We start from the raw sequence: 25,308 nt of genomic DNA, 5'->3' as shown, positions 1-25,308 counted from the left end.
CAAAGAGAAACTGCTTGTAAAGGATAGAGTGTGACGAAATAGGCTTCGGAGGTTTTAGAAATGACTATATCTAAGATGTGTGTAGGTTTTGGTGATAAAGTAGGAAGATGTAAAAACGTAGCCTCTTTTCCCAAAGAATCGCCATTTTGTAATAATTGTGCAGGGAAGAGTTTTGAATATCAGATAGCACAATTATTTCGTATTCAGGGATATAACGTAAATGAAAATATTAAAGTAGCTAGTACACAACATGATTTTTTCGCTTCCCTCACTTACGGGTTTTTAGAAGTAGGAATACTAGTTGAATGCAAATGGAAGTTCGAAACAACTGACACTGTCAACGGCGTAGATGTTAGGAAGTTTTCTGGATCGGTTCAAGTTTTTAACAAAGAAATGTCAGGAAAAAAGGCTGACAAAGCCTTCTTGGTTACTAATGGGAATTTTGCTCCAGAAGCAAAAGAGGTTGCATCCAGTCTAGATATAACGTTATATACACAGGCAGAACTGTTACATAATTTGATCAAATTTGAGCCTTATTTAAAGCGATTGGTATCAGATTATGAAAATAGCAATTTGAATGGACATTATATTTCACTAAATTCTAAGTCTGGATCTACTTTAATCAATCAAATTAATGATCTACTATTGGATCATAGTAACAATGCTCTTGTAATATTGGGGGATTATGGAGCGGGTAAAACGTCATTTTGTCTTAGGTTATGTTACATGCTAGCTAGTGATATACTTAGGGGGAAAAATTTACCTCTCCCAATTTTGATTCATTTAAGGGATTACAGTAAAGCTGTAGACATGGAACAACTTGTTACAGATTTATTAATTAATAAGTGTAAAATTCCAAACGGAAACTACCAAACATTTCTCGAATTATTGAGGACTGGACACTTTCTACTAATTTTCGATGGTTTCGATGAAATAGCCAAACGTGTAGATTATTCTACAAAACACAAGGTGTTTTCTGAAATATGTAAATATGTATCAGAAAATTCAAAAGTATTAGTAACTTGCAGAGCTAATTTTTTTAATCAAAAAGAAGAATTCGAAAAAATATTTCAAGCTTCGGCATTACATTTTGAACCTAATCACTACACCGTAAATTTTACTGAAATCGAAATAGATGATCTTAATGAGGAGCAGATAATTAATTATATTTCAAGCTATAAAAAAGAATTAACTGACAAAGGCTATAATGTTAAGGATTTCCTAGATATTCTTCGCACTACTCATGATTTATTTGATCTTGCAAAAAGACCCGTTTTGTTGAACGTCATTCTTGAGACTATACCAAGGCTGACGATTCAAAAAGGCTCAAAAATCAATGCTGCAACACTTTATGATTTGTATACTGGTTTTTGGTTGCAAAGAGAAGATTCTAAAGGTAAAACATTAATTAAATCAAGTGAAAAGATAATGTTCATGAAACACATTGCATGGAAAATGTTTGAAACTAATCTACTATCGATAAACTTTAGGGTATTACCAAATGAGATAAACAAATATTTTAAAATTGACATTAAGGAGGATATAGATCATTTTAGCCATGATATACTAAGCTGTTCATTTCTAAATAGGGATGAACTTGGGAATTATAAATTTATTCATAAATCTTTTATGGAGTATTTTGTAGCATCAAAAATTGTCACTGATTTAGTCAATTATCGTCATAAGAAACCTTCATTTATTAATAATGTACTTGGTCAATCCTCAATTAGTATGGAGGTTGGGCTGTTTATCCGTGATATTCTCGAAAATAGTCCATTATTAAATTCTATAACTCAAGTATTTAATTCTATCGACTTTGGACAACTTAATTCTACAGCTAAGAAAAATGCTCTTACTATACTATCTAAATTAGATGGCAATATTGCTTTCTATCTTAATTCAATTAAAACAAATGATCTTTCAGGAGTAGATTTAAGTTTTGCTTTAATCGAGAACGTTGACTTGAGGGATATGAACATGATCGGAGCTAATTTTTTTAGTGCAAAAATTTCAAATGTTAAGTTTGATGGTTCCTCTCTAGTGGATAGTATTTTTCGAAAAGCCTTCCTAAATAATGTATCCTTTGAAGAAGTTACACTTGAGACTACTGATTTTTATAGAGCGAATGTAACAAATAGTTCATTTTTCGGTTCAGATATGGCTTATTCTCATCTTGTCGAGGCAGTATTTTTAAACTGTGACTTTGAAGATGCTGAACTATCAGGGAGCGAGACGAGTATGACACAATTTAATAATTGCAAAAATATGGATACCATATGCGGCTTGCCATATTCGGTTCATTTGACATAAAGCAGAGTGTACTAAGCCTTAGATTCTACAGCTTATTAACTTTCTCAATTATCTTACCTTACCTAGTAGCATTTAAACCTTCTGCGTTTCATTGAGGTCGTTCTATTGCGTTTTACGCTTTAAGCATAATTCCTTGAAGCCTTTTTATGAATAAGGTATTAATGGCACTTGGGGAGGAACTGTAAAAAGGATAGTTTACAGCTCATAGTAGTGCAAGCCAAAAGTTTACCACTGTGGATGCGCTGATAAGTAACTGCCTAAGGCAGTTTTACTTTTTAGTTTATTTACTGCTTTACTTATATCGATATTTTCATGTGAGGGTATAATTTAAACATGATTTGATATCTAATTAAAATGCTAGTGGTAAACAATAAGAGACTAATTAATCTCTTAGTTTTCCCTCCTTAATTTCTTGTTCGCTCCATACTATAGCTTCTCTGTCGAAGTCGGTAACTACCACTTCAAAATAGTCATATATAAATTTCCATAGCTTTTCTAAACCCTCATCATCGACGTTTTCAATAAAGCGTAAAATCGCTTACTTTTTTAATTATCGTCCAACTCGCTCCCTACAATAGGTAAGAATAACTTGATTATAATACTTGTCAAAGGTCTTTTCATCAATGTCTTTTTTAGCTTCTTTCTCATAGACTGCCATCATAAGCTCAAACAATGATTCATCAACTTTAAGATGAAATTGCTTATTCCTTTGATCTCCTTTGGGGAAGCTTTTTTCAAAGTCTTCCAGAATAATTTCTTTTATAGAGGGATCGATGGATTGCACAGTTTCATCTATCTTCGTTTTATATCGACTTTCCACCCAAGTCTTAGCAAATTCATTTTGACAGTATAAAGTCATTTGACTGCCTTCCAAACTTGGAATTAATGGGTCAATCCAAGTTTGGTATGATTCTTCGGGTAAAAGTGACCGAAGTTGAAGTGTAGCCTTATGCCATAAATAATTAGACGATAAAGCAATAGAATCGTTACCCATTAGATTTACCTCCAAATTTAGGAATTTCGATCTTAATATATTCTACTCGAATGTCTTAAACCCTTCCTTAGTTTAAAAAAGATATACTCGATATATTATGGAAGCTAACTAAAGAGGACTTTACTTTATTTACGAGTTAAAAGTCAAATTAGAATAAGGGGACTTAGCTATGGACTGGGGGGTAGTTTACAACAGAGACGTAATTAGACAAAGGCTATAATGTGTATAGTACATTTATATCCATAGGCAAGTTATTATTTAAAGATTGCGACAGCATCCATTATGAAACATCTTAACACCATGAAGAGCCAGAGAATATTTAGGAACATGAATGAAAAGTTCCACACTTAATATAGCCTTGTTACCTTTGGCTTATTTTCTAAATTTGTAATTATTGCAGGAACATTTAGATAACTTGTAGAAATCTAGTTGTTATAAAATAAGGCATTTACAAACTGCTTACCGTAAGCAGAGGTAAAAATCATTGTGAATGGAAGTAAATCAATTACTTTAAGAGAGAAGCGATATGATGGATCAAACAGAACAATTTATGGATGTGGTTGAAGAAATATCTGAAGATGAAGAAACTGTTCGAATTTATTGCGAAGGTTTTAGTGGTAAACAGGAATATAAGAAAGGAAAATTAAATCAGAAAATCAGAGATCTATTTGAATCCTGTAACGTAAATTTTTTAATCGGATCTGGATACTGCTATGAAAGGTTGAGGACTTTAGGTGATTTAGAATCGCTGATTGGAGCAAATGTTGTAACTAATAAAGATAATCAAAATTCAAAGAATGCAATAGAAGCTCTAATACTATATGATTTTTTCAGGAACAGTATCTATCCCCATAAAGATGATATAGAAACAAATTGTTCCATTGAAAGCTCAAATATATTCATTTTGAAACTTGCGGGCTTGTTGTCTAGTAGAAATGATAAAAACTTACTTAAGAGAGTCAATATATTTACAACAAACTACGATATGTTTTTTGAGCTGTCATTGGAGAGGAACAAAATTTATTATAACGATGGATTTTCAGGTAGATTGGTACCAGAATTCTCGACTCAAAACTATAACAAAATAGTTAAACAAATAGTTCAGAACACGGAGAGAGAATCTCAGATACCTACAGTAAATATATATAAACTTCATGGTTCATTAACTTGGTCTAAAGAATCTGACCAAATTGTTTATAGATCAAATTCTGTTGAAATATTGAAATCAATTGAAGAAGACGCAAATGTATTTACAGACGTAAATTTTATGTATGATAAATCTTTAGAAACTAATATAAATGATTCTATTGATTCGATTAATCTATCAAGGGTGGAATTTAGTTCTGAATTATTAGAACTAATCAATAAATTCACGGAAGGTTACCAACAATTAAATATTATTAATCCTACAAAGAAAAAATTTGAGGAAACGCTGTTTTCAAACGTATATTATGATCTGTTGAGAATGTATTCAAATGAACTGGAAAAGAATAATTCGGTTCTATTTGTTTTTGGATTTTCATTTAAAGATGAGCATATTCATAGCATTACAAAAAGAGCATTATCAAACCCTTCAATGATGATGTATATTTTCGTTTTCGATGCACGAGAAGTTGAAAGTTTCAAAGACATGTTCAAAGAATATTATAATGTGTTTTACATCTATTGCGAAAATAGAAATATTGATTTAAATGAGTTTACCTCTATGATGTTTGGAGGTTAATTATGAATGATATTTTATTGATAGGAGAAGTTGTTGATGTTGTAGGGATTAGCACTAAAGTGGAGGTTTATGAAGAAAAAAACACATCAAGACTTTTATATAATGGGAAAGTTATAAAGAATATCGCTGTTGGAAACTATGTCAAAATACTTAAAGGCTACACTGAGATTATTGCAGTCATTGAGGGCGAATATATAAAGGAAGCTAAGAATGTTAGCTCATATAGCAAACATTCGGATACTTATTCCAGAGTTTTAGACATTAAGATACTTGGACATTTTACTGATAATAAGGCATTTGTAAAGGGGGTTTATGAAACCCCAATGATATCAAATTATGTATATGTTCTGCAAGAAGATGAAGTTCAAAAAATATTCTGCTTTACAAAAGATACAGAACCAGTTATTAGGATTGGCAATATTTCAGGTTATGATAACTACAAATTAGCATTTAGCATTCAAAAGCTTTTTGCAAGTCATATTGGTATATTCGGAAATACTGGCAGTGGTAAGTCCAATACTTTGGCAAAAGTGTATACTGAGTTGTTTAGATCGGGATTAAATTATAGAAAAAGTAATTTTATCCTTATTGACTTCAATGATGAATACATTTCGGATACAGTTTTAACTAGTGAAAAAAAGGTTTATAGACTTGATACAAGAACCAATGAAGGAGATAAATTTCCTTTACCAAGAAGTGTTATTGAAGATTCATTGTTCTGGTCAATAATTCTCGATGCTACTGACAAAACTCAACGTCCTTTTCTTGAAAGGGTCTTAAAAAGCCTTAGATATTATAAAAATCACTCCATTAGTTTCACTGACTTGATAAGGGTTATTCATGAAAACTCCTCGAAGTTTAATAAAGTCAAGACTGATACTGCTATTTTATTACATAAGATTTACGGAGGAAATCCAAGTGACTATGAGAGACTCTTTGATGATATAGAATATCATAGTGTGGGGTCTTGTTTATATAATCGCTCAAGTGGGCTATATTTTAATGTTATTGATAGTTTTAAAGATTATTTCATAACTAAGATTCAAGAGTTTAACTGCGGAAATATTTTTAATCCAGTTGACTGTCAAACGCTTGATCCATTAAATCTATTTGATATTGTTTTAAGATATAAACATATTTATGAAATGTTAAAAGGATACAGTAATGATGAACATATTTCTCCGATGATGAAGAGGTCTGAGAAGAGGATTAGCGAGATCTCAAAAGTTTTGGAATTTAAAGATCCAGTCCAAGAAGATGATGAAAAAAACATTCAGATAGTTTCAATCTCTAATTGCAATATTCACATGAAAAAAATAATACCGTTACTTATTTGCAAGGAAGTATATGATAAACAAAAAGAGGCTCAAAAGGGAAGTAAAAGCCTTCATCTAATCATTGATGAGGCTCATAATATACTATCTGAGAACTCAAATAGAGAAAGTGCTTCTTGGAAGGATTATCGTCTCGAAGTTTTTGAAGAAATCATCAAAGAAGGAAGGAAGTTTGGGTGTTTTATGACTATTTCTAGTCAAAGACCTTCAGACATTTCTGCAACTTTGGTGTCACAACTGCATAATTATTTTATTCATCGATTAGTAAATGATGAAGATCTATTTACTATTAGGAAATCAGTTGCCTTTCTAGATAGATCTAAACAAGAGATGATACCAATTTTATCTCAAGGTCAATGTATATGTAGTGGTTTAGCACTTGATTTTCCTGTGAATGTTCAGGTGGATGAACTTGATGATATTAATAAGCCTGATAGTAAAGATATAAATATAGTTGATTTGTGGAAAGTTCAATAGGCAAATTGGTTTTACTTTATTAGATTAAGCCTGAGTAAGGGTACATCTAAGTAGATCATAAATGCCAGTTATTAAAGATAATAGTGTCGTTAATTTTACTTGACTGTTTAAATACTACAATGGCAACATTGAACGACCTCTAAGTCCTCAGGAATTTTAGTTGAATAATATTATTGAATATCTTTTTGCGATTCTTAGGAGCTGATTATTACGCTTTAAGCGTGATGCCCAGAAAATATGACAATGTAGGAATCTTTAAAATGCGGGAGAAGAAAAGACAGGAGAACCCTGAAAGATGGAGGAATTGAAGCGAGTTGAATGGAGAAAATCAAAAAGAAGAATTTCTACAACTATACAATGAATATATCAAAAGAGAAGGAGCAGATAGACTACTTGATTATCTTTCATCTAAATCAAGTGATTTTTTTGTTGCACCATCAAGTACAAGATTTCATGGCTCCTACGAAGGCGGATTGGTAGAGCATAGTGTAAATGTCTATCATTGTTTAAAGGATTATTTGTCAAGAGAAAGGGTTAATAATTTATATAATATGACATATGATGAGGAAACAATAGCTATTGTTTCCCTATTGCATGATGTTTGTAAAATAAACTGCTATAAGAAGGGTTCAAGAAACATCAAGGATGAGAATGGAGTATGGAGAGCTGTGCCAATTTATGAATATGACGATAAGCTTCCTTACGGGCATGGTGAGAAGTCTGTATATATAATTACAGGGTTCATGAAACTGACACGTGAGGAAGCATTTGCTATTAGATATCATATGGGTTTTTCAGGTACTGAGGATAAAAGGAGCATAGGTGATTCTTTTGAACAGTTTCCGTTATCATTTGCTTTAAGTACTGCAGATATGGAAGCAACGTATTTTATTGAGAATAAAACTGACTAGCTTACGTATTACTTAATAAACTTTTTATGGAACTGCAAAAAAGCGAGGAACTATCATATAAGGTAGTTAGACCTGCTCCAGTGTTAAAGCTGAGAAGGGATAAAGCCCTTCTTTTTGTTGTCATGGGTGGGGGTAGTTTACAACAAGTAGACATTATTCTGAAAAGCTGTAATGTGCATAGTACATTTACGCTCATAGGCAAGTTATTTTTAAGACCGCGATAGCATTTGTGGTTTTAATAACGTTTATTACCTTACTACTATATCTTCTGAGATTTGTTTTATAGCAGGGATAATCAAGTAACTTGTTGAATTTATAACATATAGAAATTAATGGGTTAGTACCTATTAACCTTATTAAGATACAAGGATTATTGAAATGGGTCATCAGCATTTTGTTTAAACATTTGTGAGTCAAATATTAGCTTCAAGGGGGAATGTCTATGCAACAATATATTTTATCTAAAGTGAACATGAGTATTATGTCAGTAGAAAGCAATGTAATTATCAGAGACAAAGTATTTGCAAATGAACGACCAGATAAAACTTTAAAGTTGAATCATTTGGATATACGAGATTGTACCTTTGCAAATATGGGCTTTAGGGAATCGGAATTTAAAGAATGTGATTTATCACATAATATCTTTATTAGCTGTTATTTTAAGAATACTAATTTAAATCAAGTGAATTTCGTTGGAAGTAAATTCATAAATTGCAATTTTGATGGTGTTAAAATGCAACATTGCGATATGATTTATACTATATTCGAGGATTGTTGCATTGATTTCAACCTAGTATTTAATAGCCTCCCTTCAGAGTATAATCTTAGAGAAAAACTCTGTAAAAATTTAGCTATAGAATGTTTGAGGGCGGGAAGAGATGAGGATTATAAAAGGTTTTTTTTTCAAGAACGATTAGCAAGGGAAGATCATTATTTTGAAACATTTAGATTGGATCAGAAAACTTATTATAAAATAAAGTCTAATAATGACAAGATCATTGCATTTTTCAGGTATATTACAAGTAAGATGAGTAGATATGTTTGGGGTTATGGTGAAAATATATATCAACTATTTGGTGTAATGTTTCTAGTGAATTGGATATACTCAATTATTTACTGGAAAAGTGGCAATGTATTTCTTTATACGATTGGCAATGAAGAAAAGTTTGAAATTGATTATTATAATTCATTTTATCACAGTATTTGTAATTTCTTTACAGTTTCTTCTGGTTTATATACGGATAATAATATAACAAAAATTATTATGATGTCTCAATACTTTATAGGGGTTGTTTTCACAGGATTTTTCATTGCATCCTTATATAAAAATATCAATAGAAGGTGATTTATGTTTTATGTATGATTTTAATGTCGATAATTATTCGTTTGAGATTTCTTTAGAGGATATAGATACCATAGTAATTTTTGGTTCTCATGCGCGTGGCGAATCTGATGAGAATAGTGATTTGGATTTATTGTTTATCATTGAAGATTGTGATGAAATAAGCTATTTAAATAAAAAAATATCTTTACAAAAGCAACTAGATATCCCTTTTGAATGGATATCTTTATATACTAAAAATGCAATTAACAATATGTGTGAATATGGTTCGTATTTTTTATGGCATCTCAAAACGGAATGTAAAATTTTTTATTCTAAAACACAATTCTTAGAAAAAGTCCTGGAAAATATTAAGCCTTACCGCAATACATATTTCGATTTAATGGAATATTCTACAATATGTAATGATATTAGAGAATCTATTGGTTTTAACGATAAAACATATAATTATGAATTGAATATTTTAGCCTCTATTGCTCGTAATACCTGTATTGCATTAGCATACATAAATAATAAAATTTCTTTTGGGCGAATACAACCTGTAAAAACTTGTATTGAAGATATAGGCATTGATTTCCCTTTCAATATTAAGGAATATATAGAGTTATACAATTTCAGGATTGTATATAACAGGAAACTTATTATTCCTAATCTTAAACCAATCACAAAAGAATATATTAATTCGTGGGTAGATAAATTAGAGATATTAATTACTAGGTCATTAGATATATTGAAAAGAGGAATTGAAAGAAATGATTAATAATAATATAAATGCAATAAGAAAAGAATTAGATGATTTAATTATTGACGTTGAGGAAGAAAATTTCAGACCATATGTATTAAAAACACGAATAGAAAGACTTGTGATTAGAATACAAGATTTAGCAAGGGAGGAAAAAATCAAAGAGCTTGAAGAAGAAAGTCATAATATAATTATAAATTTCCACCCATATGAAGGAATAGCTAACTTAAAGAACATTAAAGATCGGTTTAACAAAATCAAGATACTTGTAAATAACCTATAGCTTTCATTATTATGAATGAAATTATGTACATGGTTAGATTTGTGGAAGGGTGATTTACAGCGACCCGTAATGATGAATAGTATCTCCAAAAAATTATAAAACTCTTAAAAATGCCTAAAACTAAACTAAGCTATTTAGAGGTATCCATTGGTTTAATTGCTCTAAGGTCATTTTTTACTTTTTGTGATATTGACTTGCCCATAGAATTAAAATAAAATAGAATTATATAGTGACAAATTTATAAGGTATAAACCAATAAACTGTATTGATATAGAATGTTTGCAAAGAATCTTGAACCTTTGGTAAAATCCGTCATGCCATTGAATTGGCTTGGGATCGTGGAAATGTAGATTTCATGAATCGCTTTTTTGGGTACACCATTAATGTCGATCGCGGTAAACCCACCAATTCGGAATTCGTGGCAATGGTGGCTGATAAACTGCGCATGTCAATAATGTATTAAGAGCAGTACATATAATGCGTACAAATTTTTTAGTAAAAATTCTAAAGTTAACACCTTTATTATACCTGCTTTGGGTACAAATAAAGGTGTTTTATTTTTAATAAAATGAGAAATCGCAAATATTATTAAATGAATTATAGCTAGCAGGATTTTACCGATAGAAAGAGAATGAACTTATCCATAGCAAAAGGTGATAGTTGGAAGGGGCAATTGATATGGAGGAATTTGACGAGCTAAGAGCCAAAGTAAACACGCTGCAGGAGGTTCGTATTCTGCTTTCCGCAATTATTGATTCCTCCCAGGATGCGATTTCAGTGGTAGATGAAAACGGACTTGGATTATTAATTAACCCTGCTTATACCAGATTGACAGGCCTAACAGCGAATGATGTCATTGGTAAACCTCCTACCGTAGACATTGCTGAAGGAGAAAGTATGCACATCCAAGTCTTGAAAACTCGTCAGCCTGTTAAAGGCGTTTTTATGAAAGTGGGGCCTAAACACAAAGAGGTGATTGTCAATGTCGCTCCGATCATTGTTTCTGGGCAGTTGAGGGGAAGTGTAGGCGTGCTCCACGATATCTCCGAGATCCATAAACTTTCAGAGGAGTTGGAAAGAGCGAAACGATTAATTCGTCATTTGGAAGCAAAGTATACCTTTAGTGACATTATCGGTGAAAGCGATGCCATTAAAGCATCCATCGAACAAGCAAGGCGTGCAGCGGTGACGCCGGCTACGGTCCTCTTACGCGGCGAAAGCGGGACTGGTAAAGAACTGTTTGCTCATGCCATCCACCGCTCAAGTGACCGACAAAAAGGGCAGTTTATCCGAGTGAATTGCGGAGCATTGGCGGAGGGCCTTTTGGAGAGCGAGTTGTTTGGTTATGTTGAAGGTGCTTTTACTGGTGCCAAACGCGGTGGAAAGTCGGGCCTTTTTGAAGAGGCCAACGGGGGAACTATTTTTCTCGATGAGATTGGAGAAATCAGTCTTAACCTTCAAGCTAAACTTTTGCGCGCGCTTCAAGAACGTGAAATTGTAAAAGTCGGAGATAACCGTCCGTTCAACATAGATGTGCGAGTGATTACAGCTACTAATGCAAATTTAGAAGCTGAATTGCGAGCCGGCAGATTTCGGGAAGATTTATATTATCGTTTAAATGTGATTCCAGTCATTATTCCACCCTTAAGACAGCGAAGAGATGATATCCCTTTACTTGTCCACCACCTTATTGGAAGTTTCAATCAAGACTACGGACGCTGTGTTGAAAGAGTAAGTGACGAGGCGTTACAAATTTTGATGGGCTATTCCTGGCCGGGAAACGTTCGAGAGTTAGAAAACATTTTAGGGAGAGCAATTATTAATATGAGGTTAGGAGAAACAGTTGTGGAATTACAACATCTTCCGGTTTTGGCCTATCCGAATGTCAATCATCCGGAGCTGGGTTACGACAACTCGGTACAGTCTAGGTTAACGACAGAGGAGGGCGGGTTTGAAAGCCTGCAACGACAATGGGAACGCGCCATACTTTTAGTTACACTCCAAAAAAATGGGGGTAATAAAACAAAGTCCGCGCAGGACCTGAAAATGTCTCTGCGCAATTTCTATTATAAATTAGAGCGGCATGCTCTTATCTGAATAAATGCCAGCTCTTTTGAAGGAAATCCGAGTGATGATTTTAACTTTATTCATGGTTTGCAATCATGGGCCTGCAATTTATTGCATGCAAGTTATTGCAAACCATGAATTTTTTTGCATTACTGACAAGCCTGCTAACTATGAATTTATCGTAGCCTCAGTCTTTTCCCAAGATCTTTTTTAAACTAAAACCGGATAAATTCAGAAAATTCTTTACTTAAGGAGAATAAATATATGAGGCTTTGGATTTCAGGAATGTCCTGGCAGCGTTATTGCATTAAATAAGGAGAATTATGATCAGAAGACCTGAGGGGGAAATATCATGGAAATTTTTGAATACCTACAGAAGTACGATTACGAACAGCTCGTTATTTGTCAGGATCAGACGTCCGGTTTGAAGGCCGTTATTTGTATACACGATACAACTTTAGGACCAGCCTTGGGCGGAACAAGGATGTGGGATTATGCCTGCGAAGAAGATGCAATCTTTGATGCATTAAGGCTTGCTCGAGGGATGACCTATAAAAATGCAGCAGCAGGTTTAAATCTTGGCGGCGGAAAAACCGTGATTATTGGAGACTCCCGCACCCAAAAAAATGAAGAGTTGTTCCGAGCCTTTGGCCGATATGTGCAATCACTGAACGGACGGTACATTACCGCTGAAGATGTTGGGACAACTGTTCAAGATATGGATTGGGTACATTTAGAGACCGATTTTGTGACAGGAGTATCTTCCTGCGGCGCTTCCGGAGATCCTTCCCCGATGACAGCTCGTGGAGTATGGCGTGGGATGAAAGCTGCCGCTATGGAAGCCTATGGCAGCGACTCCTTGAGGGGAAAAACAATTGCGATTCAGGGACTGGGACATGTCGGCTATTATTTGGCAAAACACTTGCACGAAGAGGGTGCCAAACTTATTGTCACGGATATTCATGATGACCTTATAAAACGTGTAATTGATGAAATAGGAGCGACCGCTGTCCGGCCTGAAGAAATCTTTGGCGTAAAAGCAGATATCTTCGCACCCTGTGCCATGGGGGCAGTGGTTAATGATCAAACGATTTCACAATTCAAGTTCCAAATTATCGCGGGTGCTGCTAATAATGTGCTAAAAGAAGAATACCACGGAGACAAGTTGCATGAACTTGGAATTCTCTATGCGCCTGACTATGTTATTAATTGTGGCGGTGTTATCAATGTTGCAGATGAATTGGACGGGTACAATTATGATCGTGCCCTGAAAAAAGTTGAAAAGGTCTATGACAATGTTGCTAAAGTCCTTAAAATCGCCAAAGAGTTTAAAATACCGACCTATATTGCTGCGGATCGTATGGCTGAACAGCGCATTGAGAGGATCGGACGAATTCGCTCGAATTACTTAAGCTAAGCATTCGTCAACGTTGATTGGTCTGAATTTAACCAGACAAGGAGGAGCTTTTATGCTGAGAGTTGAGTTTGATGAGGACCGCTGTAAAGGGTGTGAGCTTTGTGTGGAGGCCTGCCCAAAACATATTGTGAATATGGCCGCTCATTTGAATGCGATGGGCTTTCACCCGGCCACCGTGGCAGATCAAGAAAAGTGCATCTCTTGTGGCTTTTGTGCCAGAATGTGTCCGGATGTCGCAATCACAGTACGAAAGGAGGAAAAGAATAATGGCGAAGGTACTAATGAAGGGTAATGAGGCTTTAGCAGAAGCGGCGATTCGCGCCGGTTGCCGTTATTTTTTTGGGTATCCCATTACTCCGCAAAATGAAATTTCCCAGTATCTCGCGAAACGTCTTCCGGAAGTCGGAGGAGTATTTGTTCAAGCAGAGTCTGAGATTGCAGCGATTAATATGGTCTACGGTGCTGCGGGTGCCGGGGCACGAGTAATGACGTCCTCATCTGGCCCGGGAATCAGCCTTAAACAGGAGGGAATTACCTATATGGCGGGCGCAGAGCTCCCTTGTGTCATTGTAAATATCCAGCGAGGGGGACCGGGGCTTGGCGGCATTCAGCCTGCCCAATCCGACTATTTCCAAGCAGTCAAAGGGGGTGGGCATGGGGACTATAGATTGCTTGTGCTCGCCCCGGCCACCGTTCAGGAAATGGTCGATCTAATGGAGAAAGCCTTTGACCTTGCCGATGAATACCGTAATCCCGTTATGATTTTAGGGGATGGCATTCTCGGACAAATGATGGAGCCCGTTGAATTCTCGGAAGAAAAAGAAACTCTCAGACTGGAGAAGCCGTGGGCAACGACCGGCGCCAAGGGGCGAAACCCCAATATAATTAACTCATTATTTCTTGATCCTGCAGAACTTGAAAAGCACAACCATCATTTGCAACAAAAGTATGACCGGATGAGAAAAGAAGTGCTCTGGGAAAACTATCAGACGAATGATGCTGAACTGATCTTGGTTGGTTACGGCACTTCGGCCAGGATAGCTAAAGCGGTTGTGGATCAAGCAAGAGCTCAAGGAATCAAGGCAGGGTTATTCCGACCCATTTCTTTATTTCCTTTCCCGAAAGTCGCTCTGCAGGAGGCCTGTAAAAAATCTGAACGTGTCCTCACCGTCGAGATGAGCATGGGCCAACTTGTGGAAGACATTCGCTATAACCTTGAGTTTAAAGTTCCGGTCCACTTGTATGGGCGTGTCGGGGGCATGGTTCCTGCCGCTCGCGCAGTTCTTGAGGAAGTTAAACGTTTGGTCAATAGCGGAAAGGAGGGGAAAACGCATGATAACAGTTTTTGATCGACCGGAAGCATTAACCTCGGCCAAGACTCACTATTGCCCAGGCTGCACACACGGCATCATTCACCGCCTAGTGGCTGAAGTGATTGACGAACTGGGAGTCAGGGAAGAAACGATTGGCGTATCTCCGGTAGGATGCTCTGTCTTGGCCTATAACTACTTTAATCTTGATATGCAACAAGCGGCTCATGGCAGGGCACCGGCTGTTGCTACAGGAATTAAACGAGTTCATCCCCAAAAGATCGTTTTTACGTATCAGGGTGATGGGGATCTGGCTGCCATTGGTACTGCAGAAATTGTGCATGCCGCTGCCCGCGGTGAGAAAATCACAACGATTTTCGTAAATAATGCCATTTATGGTATGACCGGTGGGCAAATGGCCCCTACAACTCTTTTAAAGCAAGTAAGTGTGACTTCTCCTCAAGGCAGAGATGCCGCTCCCCAAGGGTATCCCATTAGAGTATCGGAAATGTTAGCGACTCTGGATGGGCCGGCTTATATTGCCCGGGTGTCTGTGCACACCCCCCAAGAAGTCTCCAAAGCGAAAAAAGCAATTATGACTGCCTTTGAATATCAGATGGCTGGTATCGGGTTCACTTTAGTTGAAATCTTATCTACCTGTCCTACGAACTGGGGGTGCACACCTAGAGAATCCTTAAGATGGTTAGTCGATAATATGATTCCTGTTTACCCGCTCGGGGTTAAAAAAATGGTAGAAGGGGTGAAGGTCTAATGCTGCAAGAAATTATCTTGGCAGGCTTTGGAGGGCAAGGGGTTATGTCCATGGGACAGCTTCTTGCTTATGCGGGCCTCGTTGAAGGAAAACACGTAAGTTGGATTCCTTCCTACGGACCGGAAATGCGTGGCGGAACGGCCAACTGTTCTGTCACGATATCAGATGAAGAGGTAAGTTCTCCCATCATTACCGAACCGGATACGCTGATAGTTCTGAATCGTCCCTCTCTTGAAAAGTTCGAACAGGATGTTAAACCCGGAGGACGATTACTCATTAACTCGTCACTGATCGACATTGAGCCCAAGCGCCAAGATCTTCAGGTTTTGAAAATCCCTGTGACTGAACTGGGTCGTGAAATATTAGGGAATAATCGAGTTTCAAATATGATTATTCTCGGCGCTTTTGTCGAGTTGACCCGTGCTGTGAGCCTGGAATCCGTAATTGGGGCTTTGAAGAAAGTCCTGCCGGAGTACAGACATAATCTTATTCCTCTTAACCACAAGGCGCTTGAGACAGGGATAGAGTTGGCTAAAGGAAGAGAGTTCCTCCATTTTAGATCTTGCGGTTGATCGAGCGGTGAAAGCAGTTGGTTGTCTTTTCAACTAACTGCTTTTTTGTTTTCTTTATTTTTCTTGGCATTATGGATAGAACATAGGGTAAAATAAGTAAAGGAGTCAAGTTAAGGAAAGAGGGAAATTCATTGGAAAAGCAAAACCGACAAGAAGAACGTCTCGATGGAGAAGTGCTTTTTGAGGGGAGAATGCTCCGTTTGGATCGGGATACGGTTCGTTTGCCTAACGGACATGAGTCAACGCGTGAAGTCGTGAGGCATCCGGGAGCAGTAGGGATCATTGCTATTTTGGATCAGCAGGTGCTTTTAGTTCGTCAATACCGATATGCCATAGCCCAGGGAACCTTAGAAATCCCTGCAGGAAAACTCGATCCTCAGGAGCCTCCCCTTGATTGTGCTGTACGAGAGCTTCGCGAAGAAACAGGTTATAGAGGGACCATGGAACATATCAGCACATTTTATACCACCCCAGGTTTTACGGATGAGGTGATGCATCTCTTTCTAGCTCGAGATTTGGTCTGGGATCCGCTCACTCCAGATGATGACGAATTTATAGGGGTAGAAAGAATTTCATGGGATGAAGCAGTGCAAAGGGCGAAACAGAATGAGTTCATTGACGCTAAAACCATACTGGGGATTTTACTTGTTCAAGGTCGAATGGGATGATTTTCGCAGATTTGCATATACATATCGGGCAAAGTTTAGACGGCAAATATGTAAAGATCACTGGGGCGAAGACTTTAACCTTACCCAATATCCTTCAAGTTGCAAGGGAAGTAAAAGGACTTTCTCTGGTTGGGATTGTTGATTCACATTCACCGGGGGTCCAACGGGATTTCAAGACTTTACTTGCTTCAGGAGTCTTAAAACCTCTATCAACTGGAGGGTATGCTGCCAACGGGTTAGCGGTGATTCCCGGACATGAGATTGAACTGCAAGTCGGTGAAGGAAATGCTCATTTCTTGGCTTATTTTCCTTATCTCGAACAAGTAGAACATTATGTTCGGTCTATAAAGAGTGGTATTAAAAACTGGCAGTTAAGTACTCAGAAGGGATTTCTTCCTATTGATCTATGGCTTGAGGCTGTTACTAAGGCAGAGGGACTATGGTTTCCTGCTCATGCTTTTACTCCCCATAAGGGAATTTACGGTGCTTGTTGCCGGAGGTTGAGAGATGTTCTGCCAATCTTACCCAAAGCTGTAGAAATTGGGCTCAGTGCAGACAGGGCAATGGCGGAGAGCATCAGTGAACTAGATTCAATGGTCATGTTTAGTAACTCAGATGCCCACTCTCTGCCAAACATTGCCCGAGAGTATAACTCTTTTGCTAAAACAGACCCCTCGTTTGGCGGATTGTTGGATTTAATTCTAGGGAAAAGCAAACAGGTTGTTCGAAATTATGGCTTGCCCCCAAGAGTTGGTAAATATCATCGTACGTATTGTCTGAGCTGTGAAAACCTAATCAAGAACCCCGCTCCACAATTGACGTGTCCTAATTGCGGGAGCAGGCAGGTTGTCATGGGTGTCTTGGATCGTTTAGTGAGTATAGCGGATCGTCCGATGGGAAAACACGATGTTTCATCCTATGTTCATCAGGTCCCCCTGCGACAACTTCCGGGAATTGGGCCTAAAATGTATGAGCGACTTTTAAAGGCTTTTGGCACAGAAATGGCCATACTTCATCAGGTTAACATGGAAGAGCTGCAGTCCATCGCTGGAGAAAAGGTCGCTGCTTGGATTATTAAAGATCGTTATGGTGAATTAATAATAGAAGCTGGCGGAGGGGGAGTATTTGGAAGAGTTGTGGACATACTTTCGCCTGAAGTGGAATAAAATCCCATAGGAGACTATGGGAAGGGGTGCAAAGGATGTGGAAACAACTCGGCGAACACATTCGTCAATATTGGGTTATTTATCTCACGCTTTCAAGTGTTTATCTTGCAGGTGTGGTGTTTGGGGGAGTGGGGGTTAACGCTTTAGGAGTTTCTGAAACCTCCCAATTAGTAAATTTTTTAGATACACTTTTAAAAAATCAACCGACTGCTTTTGAACCTGCTTTTCTTGGACAACTTGCCAGGGATATGTTTATCATGATGGCTGGAATATGGATCTTAGGGCTTACCATTATCGGTGCTCCCTTAATCTATTTAATTGTCTTTACACGAGGATTTATTCTTGGCTTTACAATCAGTTTTATTATTGGAGCGAAAGGAACACTAGGAATTGCCTTGGTATTAACGACCGTCTTTGTGCCGACAATATTTGCTGTTCCTTTACTGCTCCTTGGAGCAGGACTGGCAACAATCTTTTCATTTCTGTTACTTCGCGGGAAAGCTAGAGGGGAGTCATTGCGCAGAGAATTTCTTTACTATACAGCGGCGGCTGCGTTTGTTTCTATTGGTGCAGTTGCAGTAGGTGTCGCCCAAGGTTACTTTTCGATCCTTGGTTTGCGATTATTAACTCTTTAGAGTTTTATGTTTTGATGACACGAATCCTAATAAAAGTGCAATTGTAAGTAAGACTGAGATTTCAAGGCTTGCTATCCGTACAACGGTTGCATTATAATAAAACTATAATAGTGCTAATGATTGAGATGGAGGTTTAATCATGCTGATTGGAGTACCGAAAGAGACAAAAAATAATGAGAGTCGTGTGGCTATCACCCCAGCCGGAGTCCACGCTTTTACTTTGACTGGGCACAAAGTTCTTGTGGAGATGTCTGCTGGTGAAGGAAGTGGTATCACCGATCAACAGTATATTGATGCTGGTGCTCAGATCGTTGATTCATCCGAAGAAGTATGGCAAGCCGAAATGATTATTAAGGTTAAAGAACCGGTAGCCGATGAATATGCCTATTTCAAAAAGGGACAAATTCTATTTACTTATTTGCATCTGGCAAAAGAACCCGAATTAACGAAAGCACTCATGGAGAAACAAGTAGTAGCAATAGCCTACGAAACCATTCAATTGGATAATGGCTCATTGCCATTGCTTATTCCAATGAGTGAAGTAGCTGGACGCATGTCAATTCAAATAGGAGCTGAATTACTCGAAAAACCTAATGGTGGAAAAGGCATTCTGCTTGGTGGTGTTCCAGGGGTTACTCCTGCAAACGTAACCATCATTGGAGGCGGAATTGTTGGAACAAATGCTGCCAGGATGGCCATTGGCTTGGGAGCAGGAGTTACGATTGTGGAAAAAAGCACTCAGCGGCTTAGGGACATTGATGAAATGTTTAATGGCCGAGTGAGAACTTTGGCTTCAAATCCCTTTAATATAGCCAATAGTGTGGCTAAAGCGGATTTATTAGTTGGAGCGGTTCTTATTCCCGGCGCCCGTGCACCCCACCTGGTAACTGAGGACATGGTGCAAGCAATGTCTCCAGGAAGTGTTATTGTCGATGTTGCAATCGACCAAGGCGGCAGTATTGCGACTATTGATCGTGTTACAACCCATGATGATCCCACCTTTATTAAATATGGGGTTGTTCATTACGCAGTTCCAAATATTGCCGGAGCAGTTGCCCGTACATCAACCTTTGCCTTGACTAATGTTACACTTGGTTATGCCCTTGAAATCGTAAATAAGGGTTATTTTAAGGCGATTCAAGAAAATAGATCCCTGCGTAAAGGGGTTAATGTCATAAATGGCAAGTTGACCTATAAGGCTGTCGCTCAATCCTTGAACATTATGTATACTCCATTAGAAGAAGCTCTGCTCTAAGCAGAGTGCGTAGATTTAATTAGAAATGTTCAAATACGAATAAATTGCAGAGCATGGTTTGTTATCATCGAGTGGAATCCGTTAATTCGGAGACCACTCTCTTTTATTGCAGCAATAAACTGACAAAGATTAAATTGTCTTAGTATATGTGTATTTGCAGCTGCTTTATACTTCAGACAAGAGTGCCAACTTTCAAAAAAAAGTGGTCAGGAATATAATGGAATTGTAAGTATATATGGCCAAGAGAAGATTAATTTGACAAGGAGTGAGGGCATTGCATTATACCCGAACAAATGTCGTTCCCATATACGGTCATTATCCGTATCAGGTGCGGTGGTATCTGATCAACTATCCGGGTGGATACGAGCCCGCCTGGTGGGAGCGTTATGAAGATCAGTTTGAGCCGCTATGGCTTAAAAAAATGGAAAAACGAATGGGCTTTCTGCCTGGGAAAGAACCGCTTTGGTGGGAACTATTTGAAGAACAGTTTGAACCTGCCTGGTTACAGCGTTTAGAACGTCAAATGGGAATTCCACAACCCTTTGACCCTCGTTACGATCTTCAAAAAAGGCGCTATTAATTAAATGTTTCAATTTGTAAGTTGAAACGTAGTATCAACAGCTTTGTTATTAGTCGGGACCGATAAGATTACGGTCCCTTTCTTTTTTCTAGGATAAGGACAATCAGGAGGTGCATAGGTTTTAGGGATAGGGGGGGGCGTGATGCAGCCAACAAAAAGCTGGGTGGATTTTTTTCTTTATCTTGGCAGAGTATTTGTGCTTTTGATAATACTTGCCGTTCTTCTGCCAAAACTAGTTGCTGTGTGTAATAGCTTAATGTCTTCACTGTTACATAATGAGAAAAATCCACATGGCAATCCTCTGCGGGTAGAAATAACTCTTTCCAGAGAGATAAATAGTTAATACAGGATGTGCCTTAGTTGAATTTATACTTTCCGCTAGTACAAGGAAAATCCCCTCCCTGTGTAGAACATAGTAAGAAAGGGGGGATAGAAGTGACCTCCGAAGAGAAGATTTTGAAGAAGTACTTGACGTATTTGCATGTTGAGCGGGGTCTTTCTGAGAACACTAGGCAGGCGTATGAACGTGACTTGCGTCAGTTGATGAGCTACCTTGAACAGCGTGGTACGGACATTTCCGTATGTGAGGGCAATGATTTGTTTCTGTTTCTGCTAAAATGTAAGGAAGATGGAAAATCCCCTCGAACTATTGCACGATGTAATGCAACACTCCGAGGATTTTTTTCATTTTTGCTGGATGAAGGGCAACGTGGAGATAATCCAAGTACATATTTAGTGACTCCAAAGCTGAATCAACCGCTTCCGAAGGTGTTGTCGGAAGTTACAATGGACAAACTATTAAAATCAGAGGAGGAAACGGATCTTACTCTGAGAAATTTAACGATGCTGGAAGTTCTCTACAGCAGCGGGCTTCGAGTTTCTGAACTGATTGGGCTGCGCTTGTCGGATGTTTCATTAGATGTGGGGTATGTACGCTGTATCGGCAAAGGGAATAAGGAGCGGATTGTACCGTTAGGCGAACCTGCAATTCGAGATTTGGAGCGTTACTTAAACGGGCCGCGCGGGCGTTTATGCGGTAAGCAAAAAAACGATATTCTTTTTTTGAATTCTCATGGACGTCCTTTAACTCGTCAAGGAGTCGTGTATATTCTGAATAAATGGGGAAAAGATCATAATCTTGAGCAATCGATTTCTCCTCACATGTTTCGCCACAGTTTTGCAACCCATCTTCTGGATCATGGGGCGGATTTGCGTTCGGTTCAAGAAATGTTAGGACATGCAGATATCTCGACCACTCAGATCTATACCCATCTGACACGGAGGCGCTTGTTAGATGTTTTTCAGAAAGCTCATCCACGAGCGGATTATAAGATTAGGGAGTGAAGAAAGACATGCCACGGAGAGTTATAATTATTTTATTAGACAGCGTTGGAATAGGTGAAATGCCCGATGCTGAGAAATACGGGGACTTGGGGAGCTATACATTAGGCAATGTTGCTCTTCAGCGAGGAGGACTTAACGTCCCTCATCTTCAAAAACTTGGTTTGGGAAATATTAATTCTATCACGGGAGTACCCGCAGCTTCTGTTCCTGAGGGCAATTTTGGAAAAATGGCAGAACGATCTCTAGGCAAGGATACAACAACCGGGCACTGGGAGATGGCGGGAGTAATACTGGAGAGAGCACTTCCAACCTTTCCCCAAGGTTTTCCAAGCGATTTTATCGAACGCTATGAGCTAGAGATAGGGAGAAAGGTGATCGGTAATGAAGTTGCTTCTGGGACCGAGATCATTCAGCGTCTTGGTGAAGAGCATGTACGGACAGGGAAACCTATTGTCTATACTTCAGCTGACTCCGTTTTTCAAGTGGCTGCCCATGAAGAAATTATTCCTTTGCCTGAGCTAATGCGCATATGTCAGACAGCACGTATCATGCTGACGGGTGAACTGCGTGTTGGACGCGTAATTGCACGGCCATTTCTCGGAGAGACAGGGAATTTTTACCGCACCTCAAACAGGCATGACTTTGCTCTCGAACCCCCTCATAAAATATTATTAGAATATATAAAGGAACGCGGGCTAGAAGTTTGCACGGTGGGTAAGATAAATGATATTTATGCTGGCAGGGGTGTAACTGACTATGTTCCCTCAAAAGGGAATATGGAGAGCGTTGATAAAACTTTAGCGTATATGGACAAAGTAGAAACTGGCCTGATTATGGCCAATCTTGTTGATTTCGATATGATATATGGACACCGAAATGATGTTGAAGGGTATGCTAAGGCTTTAGAGGATTTTGATGCACGTTTACCGGAGATATTTGGAGCCCTGCGGTCAGAGGACATGCTTATCATTACGGCGGATCATGGGTGTGATCCAACCATGCCTGGAACAGATCACACACGGGAATATGTTCCGTTATTGGTTTGTGGGCCAATCCTGAACAAGGGGGTCAACCTGGGTGTGAGATCTACCTTCGCAGATTTAGGGGCAACTGTGGTCGAATACCTTAATACTGAGCCAATGGCAAATGGAGAAAGTTTCTATTCGGATATAAGGAGGTAATTTAATGATTTCGGAAAAGGAATATAATTCTAAATTAGCTGAGGCGCGCAGTTACCTTATAGAGAGAGTTCCTTCACCGCCTGAGCTTGGTATTATTCTAGGCTCGGGGTTAGGGGCTTTTGCTGATCTAGTTAAGGATAAAGTAACAATTAGCTACAAAGATATTCCACATTTCCCTGTTTCGACGGTTGAGGGGCATGCGGGCAAATTAGTTTTTGGAAAAGTTGAAGATCGCTCAGTTGTAGTCATGCAAGGCCGCTTTCACTATTATGAAGGCTATACTATGCAGGAAGTGACCTTCCCGATACGGGTAATGCAAGTCTTAGGAGTAAATGGACTTGTTGTTACGAATGCAGCAGGGGGAATAAATCCAGAATTCCGTCCGGGAGATCTAATACTCATTAAAGATCATCTCAATATGATGGGTGAAAATCCTTTACGTGGGTCGAATCTTTCAAATCTAGGTCCTCGCTTTCCAGACCTAAGCGAGGGATATAATTCAGAGTGGCGTAAAAAGGCGTTAGCAATTGTTCAAGAGCATGAAATTCATCCTCACGAAGGGGTTTATGCGGCCATGAGCGGCCCCAGCTATGAAACCCCTGCCGAAATTCGCCATTTGCGTGTAATTGGAGCAGATATGGTGGGTATGAGTACTGTTCCCGAAGTTATAGTTGCCAATCATGGTGGCATGAAGGTCTTAGGGATCTCGTGTGTAACCAATATGGCAGCTGGCATCTTGCCCCAAAAACTTAGTCATACGGAAGTTATGGAAACAGCTGAACGAGTTGAAAAGAAATTTGTAAACTTTGTACAGGGACTCATGAGAGTACTTTAGGAGTGATTTCATATGCGCATGACAGATCTAATTGTGAAGAAAAGAGACGGGGAATCCCTTTCTAAGAAGGAAATCCGATTTATTATCAAAGGGTATGTTCAAGGAGATATCCCTGATTACCAAATGTCTGCTTGGGCTATGGCGGTTTATTTTCGGGGGATGTCGCTTGAGGAAACTGCCGAACTTACCTTGGCGATGGCCAATAGCGGAGATCAACTGGATCTCTCCGCTATTGGTGGGCGATTTGTCGATAAACACAGCACAGGAGGGGTGGGAGATAAAGCTACGTTACTGATCGGACCAATGGTTGCAGCCTGTGGCGTGCCTGTGGCAAAAATGTCCGGGAGAGGGCTCGGGCATACTGGCGGAACGATCGATAAGCTTAGCTCGATACCTGGATTTCGGGTCGAGCTTACACAGGAAGAATTCCTGACGCAAGTTAAGAAGATCGGATTATCCGTAATCGCCCAGACGGGGAATCTTGTACCTGCCGACAAAAAACTTTATGCTCTCCGCGATGTCACTGGGACTGTCAGTTCCATTCCTCTGATTGCCTCTTCTGTAATGAGTAAGAAGATTGCTGCAGGAGCCCAAGGGATCGTCTTGGACGTAAAGTACGGTTCTGGCGCTTTCATGAAGACGGTTGAAGATGCCCGAATATTAGCAAGGACAATGGTGGACATTGGCAAAGCTCTAGGGCGACAGACGATTGCAGTATTAAGCAATATGAATCAGCCCCTGGGCCGCGCTGTCGGAAATAGTTTGGAAGTCCTTGAAGTGGCGGATGCCTTGCAGGGGAAGGGTCCGGATGATTTAATGAAAGTCTGTTTAGAATTGGGAGCTTGGATGCTTGTGGCTGGAGACTCTGTCCCCAATGTTGGGGCAGGCAAGAAATGCTTGCTTCATAGCATAGAAAGTGGTGCAGCGTGGAATAAATTTTTAACCTTTTTAACAGAGCAGGGGGGAGATGCCCAAGCCGTAATCGATCGACGCCTTAAGCTCACACCATGGAATTTACCCATCCTTGCTCATCAATCTGGATACGTACAACCCTTTGATGCACAAAAAATTGGGATTTTAGCTATGACTCTCGGTGCAGGTCGAACTACAAAGGACAGTCCCATTGATTTAGGAACAGGGGTCTTACTCGTTAAAAAAGCTGGAGAGTGGGTAGAAGCCGGAGAACCTCTATTGCAACTCTATGGCAGTGATAAAGAGAAGTTAGCAGAGGGACTGCTATTAGCTAAAGACTTAGTTTCTGTAGGAAATGAAGCTCCTGAGTTGCCTTCTTTAATTGAGGAGGTTATACAGTAAACGATTTATTATTATCGTAACACTCCCACTTCACTCATAATATTCCCCTCCTCACGTATGCATATTATAAGTGCAA

24 protein-coding genes and 1 pseudogene are annotated in these 25,308 nt (G+C 38.7%); 24 read left to right on the top strand and 1 reads right to left on the bottom strand.

The genetic code is table 11. The annotated features are described in order from the left end of the window. Positions 1–60 precede the first annotated feature (60 nt). Positions 61–2,310 (top strand): restriction endonuclease, encoded by a 2,250-nt coding sequence (locus tag M8E35_RS01450; protein ID WP_252466938.1) that lies wholly within the window; start codon positions 61–63, stop codon positions 2,308–2,310. Positions 2,311–2,860: 550 nt separating this feature from the next. Here the strand turns inward: M8E35_RS01450 and M8E35_RS01445 are convergent. Continuing rightward, the gene (locus M8E35_RS01445; RefSeq protein WP_252466937.1) at positions 2,861–3,304 is read right to left on the bottom strand and encodes a DnaA N-terminal domain-containing protein; all 444 of its coding nucleotides are present in this window, start codon (positions 3,302–3,304) and stop codon (positions 2,861–2,863) included. Positions 3,305–3,830: 526 nt separating this feature from the next. Between M8E35_RS01445 and M8E35_RS01440 the strand changes: the two genes are divergently transcribed. The 23 genes and pseudogenes from M8E35_RS01440 to M8E35_RS01330 all read left to right on the top strand — a co-directional run bounded on the left by M8E35_RS01440 (position 3,831) and on the right by M8E35_RS01330 (position 25,232). Then, positions 3,831–5,027 (top strand): SIR2 family protein, encoded by a 1,197-nt coding sequence (locus tag M8E35_RS01440; RefSeq protein WP_252466936.1) that lies wholly within the window; start codon positions 3,831–3,833, stop codon positions 5,025–5,027. A 2-nt stretch (positions 5,028–5,029) separates the two neighbouring features. Then, complete coding sequence (locus tag M8E35_RS01435) at positions 5,030–6,838, top strand: ATP-binding protein (RefSeq protein ID WP_252466934.1); 1,809 nt, start codon at positions 5,030–5,032, stop codon at positions 6,836–6,838. A gap of 314 nt (positions 6,839–7,152) precedes the next feature. Further along, positions 7,153–7,749 (top strand): hydrolase, encoded by a 597-nt coding sequence (locus M8E35_RS01430; protein WP_252466933.1) that lies wholly within the window; start codon positions 7,153–7,155, stop codon positions 7,747–7,749. Between the two features lie 442 nt (positions 7,750–8,191). Next, positions 8,192–9,094: a pentapeptide repeat-containing protein gene (locus M8E35_RS01425; protein ID WP_252466932.1), complete on the top strand. Its 903-nt coding sequence runs from the start codon at positions 8,192–8,194 to the stop codon at positions 9,092–9,094. A 10-nt stretch (positions 9,095–9,104) separates the two neighbouring features. Continuing rightward, positions 9,105–9,851: a nucleotidyltransferase domain-containing protein gene (locus tag M8E35_RS01420; protein ID WP_252466931.1), complete on the top strand. Its 747-nt coding sequence runs from the start codon at positions 9,105–9,107 to the stop codon at positions 9,849–9,851. Beyond that, positions 9,844–10,116 carry a hypothetical protein gene (locus M8E35_RS01415; protein ID WP_252466930.1) on the top strand — a complete coding sequence of 91 codons (273 nt, stop codon included), beginning with the start codon at positions 9,844–9,846 and terminating at the stop codon, positions 10,114–10,116. Before M8E35_RS01420 ends, M8E35_RS01415 begins: the two co-directional genes overlap by 8 nt. A 307-nt stretch (positions 10,117–10,423) precedes the next feature. Continuing rightward, positions 10,424–10,579, top strand: a pseudogene (locus M8E35_RS01410) (sporulation initiation factor Spo0A C-terminal domain-containing protein); the annotation flags it as partial. A 215-nt stretch (positions 10,580–10,794) separates the two neighbouring features. Beyond that, the gene (locus tag M8E35_RS01405) at positions 10,795–12,213 is read left to right on the top strand and encodes a sigma-54 interaction domain-containing protein (protein ID WP_252466929.1); all 1,419 of its coding nucleotides are present in this window, start codon (positions 10,795–10,797) and stop codon (positions 12,211–12,213) included. A gap of 322 nt (positions 12,214–12,535) precedes the next feature. Continuing rightward, a complete protein-coding gene (locus M8E35_RS01400; RefSeq protein WP_252466928.1) occupies positions 12,536–13,600 on the top strand; it encodes a Leu/Phe/Val dehydrogenase in 1,065 nt (354 codons plus the stop codon). Between the two features lie 52 nt (positions 13,601–13,652). Beyond that, complete coding sequence (locus tag M8E35_RS01395) at positions 13,653–13,892, top strand: 4Fe-4S dicluster domain-containing protein (RefSeq protein ID WP_252466927.1); 240 nt, start codon at positions 13,653–13,655, stop codon at positions 13,890–13,892. After that, entirely contained in the window at positions 13,867–14,949 is a 1,083-nt protein-coding gene (locus M8E35_RS01390; RefSeq protein ID WP_252466926.1) for a 3-methyl-2-oxobutanoate dehydrogenase subunit VorB, read from the top strand. Before M8E35_RS01395 ends, M8E35_RS01390 begins: the two co-directional genes overlap by 26 nt. Then, positions 14,933–15,682, top strand: coding sequence for a thiamine pyrophosphate-dependent enzyme (locus M8E35_RS01385; RefSeq protein ID WP_252466925.1), 750 nt, complete (start codon positions 14,933–14,935; stop codon positions 15,680–15,682). The genes M8E35_RS01390 and M8E35_RS01385 overlap by 17 nt, the downstream gene beginning before the upstream one ends. Then, positions 15,682–16,254 (top strand): 2-oxoacid:ferredoxin oxidoreductase subunit gamma family protein, encoded by a 573-nt coding sequence (locus M8E35_RS01380; RefSeq protein ID WP_252466924.1) that lies wholly within the window; start codon positions 15,682–15,684, stop codon positions 16,252–16,254. Before M8E35_RS01385 ends, M8E35_RS01380 begins: the two co-directional genes overlap by 1 nt. 131 nt (positions 16,255–16,385) lie before the next feature. Next, positions 16,386–16,922, top strand: a complete 537-nt coding sequence (locus tag M8E35_RS01375) for an NUDIX domain-containing protein (protein ID WP_252466922.1) — start codon at positions 16,386–16,388, stop codon at positions 16,920–16,922. Continuing rightward, on the top strand, positions 16,919–18,088 hold the full coding sequence (locus M8E35_RS01370; RefSeq protein WP_252466920.1) for an endonuclease Q family protein: 1,170 nt from the start codon (positions 16,919–16,921) through the stop codon (positions 18,086–18,088). Before M8E35_RS01375 ends, M8E35_RS01370 begins: the two co-directional genes overlap by 4 nt. 35 nt (positions 18,089–18,123) lie before the next feature. Further along, entirely contained in the window at positions 18,124–18,723 is a 600-nt protein-coding gene (locus M8E35_RS01365) for a stage II sporulation protein M (protein WP_073030296.1), read from the top strand. A gap of 139 nt (positions 18,724–18,862) precedes the next feature. Continuing rightward, positions 18,863–19,978 carry an alanine dehydrogenase gene (gene ald / locus M8E35_RS01360; protein WP_252466919.1) on the top strand — a complete coding sequence of 372 codons (1,116 nt, stop codon included), beginning with the start codon at positions 18,863–18,865 and terminating at the stop codon, positions 19,976–19,978. 265 nt (positions 19,979–20,243) lie between these two features. After that, on the top strand, positions 20,244–20,558 hold the full coding sequence (locus tag M8E35_RS01355) for a hypothetical protein (protein WP_373887408.1): 315 nt from the start codon (positions 20,244–20,246) through the stop codon (positions 20,556–20,558). Positions 20,559–20,700: 142 nt separating this feature from the next. Then, positions 20,701–20,901 carry a hypothetical protein gene (locus M8E35_RS01350; protein ID WP_252466917.1) on the top strand — a complete coding sequence of 67 codons (201 nt, stop codon included), beginning with the start codon at positions 20,701–20,703 and terminating at the stop codon, positions 20,899–20,901. 92 nt (positions 20,902–20,993) lie between these two features. After that, on the top strand, positions 20,994–21,902 hold the full coding sequence (xerD, locus tag M8E35_RS01345; protein ID WP_252467094.1) for a site-specific tyrosine recombinase XerD: 909 nt from the start codon (positions 20,994–20,996) through the stop codon (positions 21,900–21,902). A gap of 8 nt (positions 21,903–21,910) precedes the next feature. Beyond that, complete coding sequence (locus tag M8E35_RS01340) at positions 21,911–23,083, top strand: phosphopentomutase (RefSeq protein ID WP_252466916.1); 1,173 nt, start codon at positions 21,911–21,913, stop codon at positions 23,081–23,083. Between the two features lie 4 nt (positions 23,084–23,087). Further along, the gene (locus M8E35_RS01335; RefSeq protein ID WP_252466915.1) at positions 23,088–23,918 is read left to right on the top strand and encodes a purine-nucleoside phosphorylase; all 831 of its coding nucleotides are present in this window, start codon (positions 23,088–23,090) and stop codon (positions 23,916–23,918) included. A gap of 12 nt (positions 23,919–23,930) precedes the next feature. Continuing rightward, entirely contained in the window at positions 23,931–25,232 is a 1,302-nt protein-coding gene (locus tag M8E35_RS01330; RefSeq protein WP_252466914.1) for a pyrimidine-nucleoside phosphorylase, read from the top strand. Positions 25,233–25,308 lie beyond the last annotated feature (76 nt).

It is taken from the genome of Desulfosporosinus nitroreducens (genome assembly GCF_023897015.1).
Classification (GTDB): Bacteria; Bacillota; Desulfitobacteriia; order Desulfitobacteriales; family Desulfitobacteriaceae; genus Desulfosporosinus; species Desulfosporosinus nitroreducens.
This window is presented reverse-complemented; position numbering and strand designations above follow the sequence as displayed.

Excerpts from the sequence above, each read along its gene's own strand:
- M8E35_RS01450 (WP_252466938.1), top strand. The coding sequence starts at position 61 with ATGACTATATCTAAGATGTGTGTAGGTTTTGGTGATAAAGTAGGAAGA.
- M8E35_RS01445 (WP_252466937.1), bottom strand. The coding sequence starts at position 3,304 with ATGGGTAACGATTCTATTGCTTTATCGTCTAATTATTTATGGCATAAG.
- M8E35_RS01440 (WP_252466936.1), top strand. The coding sequence starts at position 3,831 with ATGATGGATCAAACAGAACAATTTATGGATGTGGTTGAAGAAATATCT.
- M8E35_RS01435 (WP_252466934.1), top strand. The coding sequence starts at position 5,030 with ATGAATGATATTTTATTGATAGGAGAAGTTGTTGATGTTGTAGGGATT.
- M8E35_RS01425 (WP_252466932.1), top strand. The coding sequence starts at position 8,192 with ATGCAACAATATATTTTATCTAAAGTGAACATGAGTATTATGTCAGTA.
- M8E35_RS01420 (WP_252466931.1), top strand. The coding sequence starts at position 9,105 with ATGTATGATTTTAATGTCGATAATTATTCGTTTGAGATTTCTTTAGAG.
- M8E35_RS01415 (WP_252466930.1), top strand. The coding sequence starts at position 9,844 with ATGATTAATAATAATATAAATGCAATAAGAAAAGAATTAGATGATTTA.
- M8E35_RS01405 (WP_252466929.1), top strand. The coding sequence starts at position 10,795 with ATGGAGGAATTTGACGAGCTAAGAGCCAAAGTAAACACGCTGCAGGAG.
- M8E35_RS01400 (WP_252466928.1), top strand. The coding sequence starts at position 12,536 with ATGGAAATTTTTGAATACCTACAGAAGTACGATTACGAACAGCTCGTT.
- M8E35_RS01395 (WP_252466927.1), top strand. The coding sequence starts at position 13,653 with ATGCTGAGAGTTGAGTTTGATGAGGACCGCTGTAAAGGGTGTGAGCTT.
- M8E35_RS01390 (WP_252466926.1), top strand. The coding sequence starts at position 13,867 with ATGGCGAAGGTACTAATGAAGGGTAATGAGGCTTTAGCAGAAGCGGCG.
- M8E35_RS01385 (WP_252466925.1), top strand. The coding sequence starts at position 14,933 with ATGATAACAGTTTTTGATCGACCGGAAGCATTAACCTCGGCCAAGACT.
- M8E35_RS01380 (WP_252466924.1), top strand. The coding sequence starts at position 15,682 with ATGCTGCAAGAAATTATCTTGGCAGGCTTTGGAGGGCAAGGGGTTATG.
- M8E35_RS01370 (WP_252466920.1), top strand. The coding sequence starts at position 16,919 with ATGATTTTCGCAGATTTGCATATACATATCGGGCAAAGTTTAGACGGC.
- M8E35_RS01365 (WP_073030296.1), top strand. The coding sequence starts at position 18,124 with ATGTGGAAACAACTCGGCGAACACATTCGTCAATATTGGGTTATTTAT.
- ald (WP_252466919.1), top strand. The coding sequence starts at position 18,863 with ATGCTGATTGGAGTACCGAAAGAGACAAAAAATAATGAGAGTCGTGTG.
- M8E35_RS01350 (WP_252466917.1), top strand. The coding sequence starts at position 20,701 with ATGCAGCCAACAAAAAGCTGGGTGGATTTTTTTCTTTATCTTGGCAGA.
- M8E35_RS01340 (WP_252466916.1), top strand. The coding sequence starts at position 21,911 with ATGCCACGGAGAGTTATAATTATTTTATTAGACAGCGTTGGAATAGGT.
- M8E35_RS01335 (WP_252466915.1), top strand. The coding sequence starts at position 23,088 with ATGATTTCGGAAAAGGAATATAATTCTAAATTAGCTGAGGCGCGCAGT.
- M8E35_RS01330 (WP_252466914.1), top strand. The coding sequence starts at position 23,931 with ATGCGCATGACAGATCTAATTGTGAAGAAAAGAGACGGGGAATCCCTT.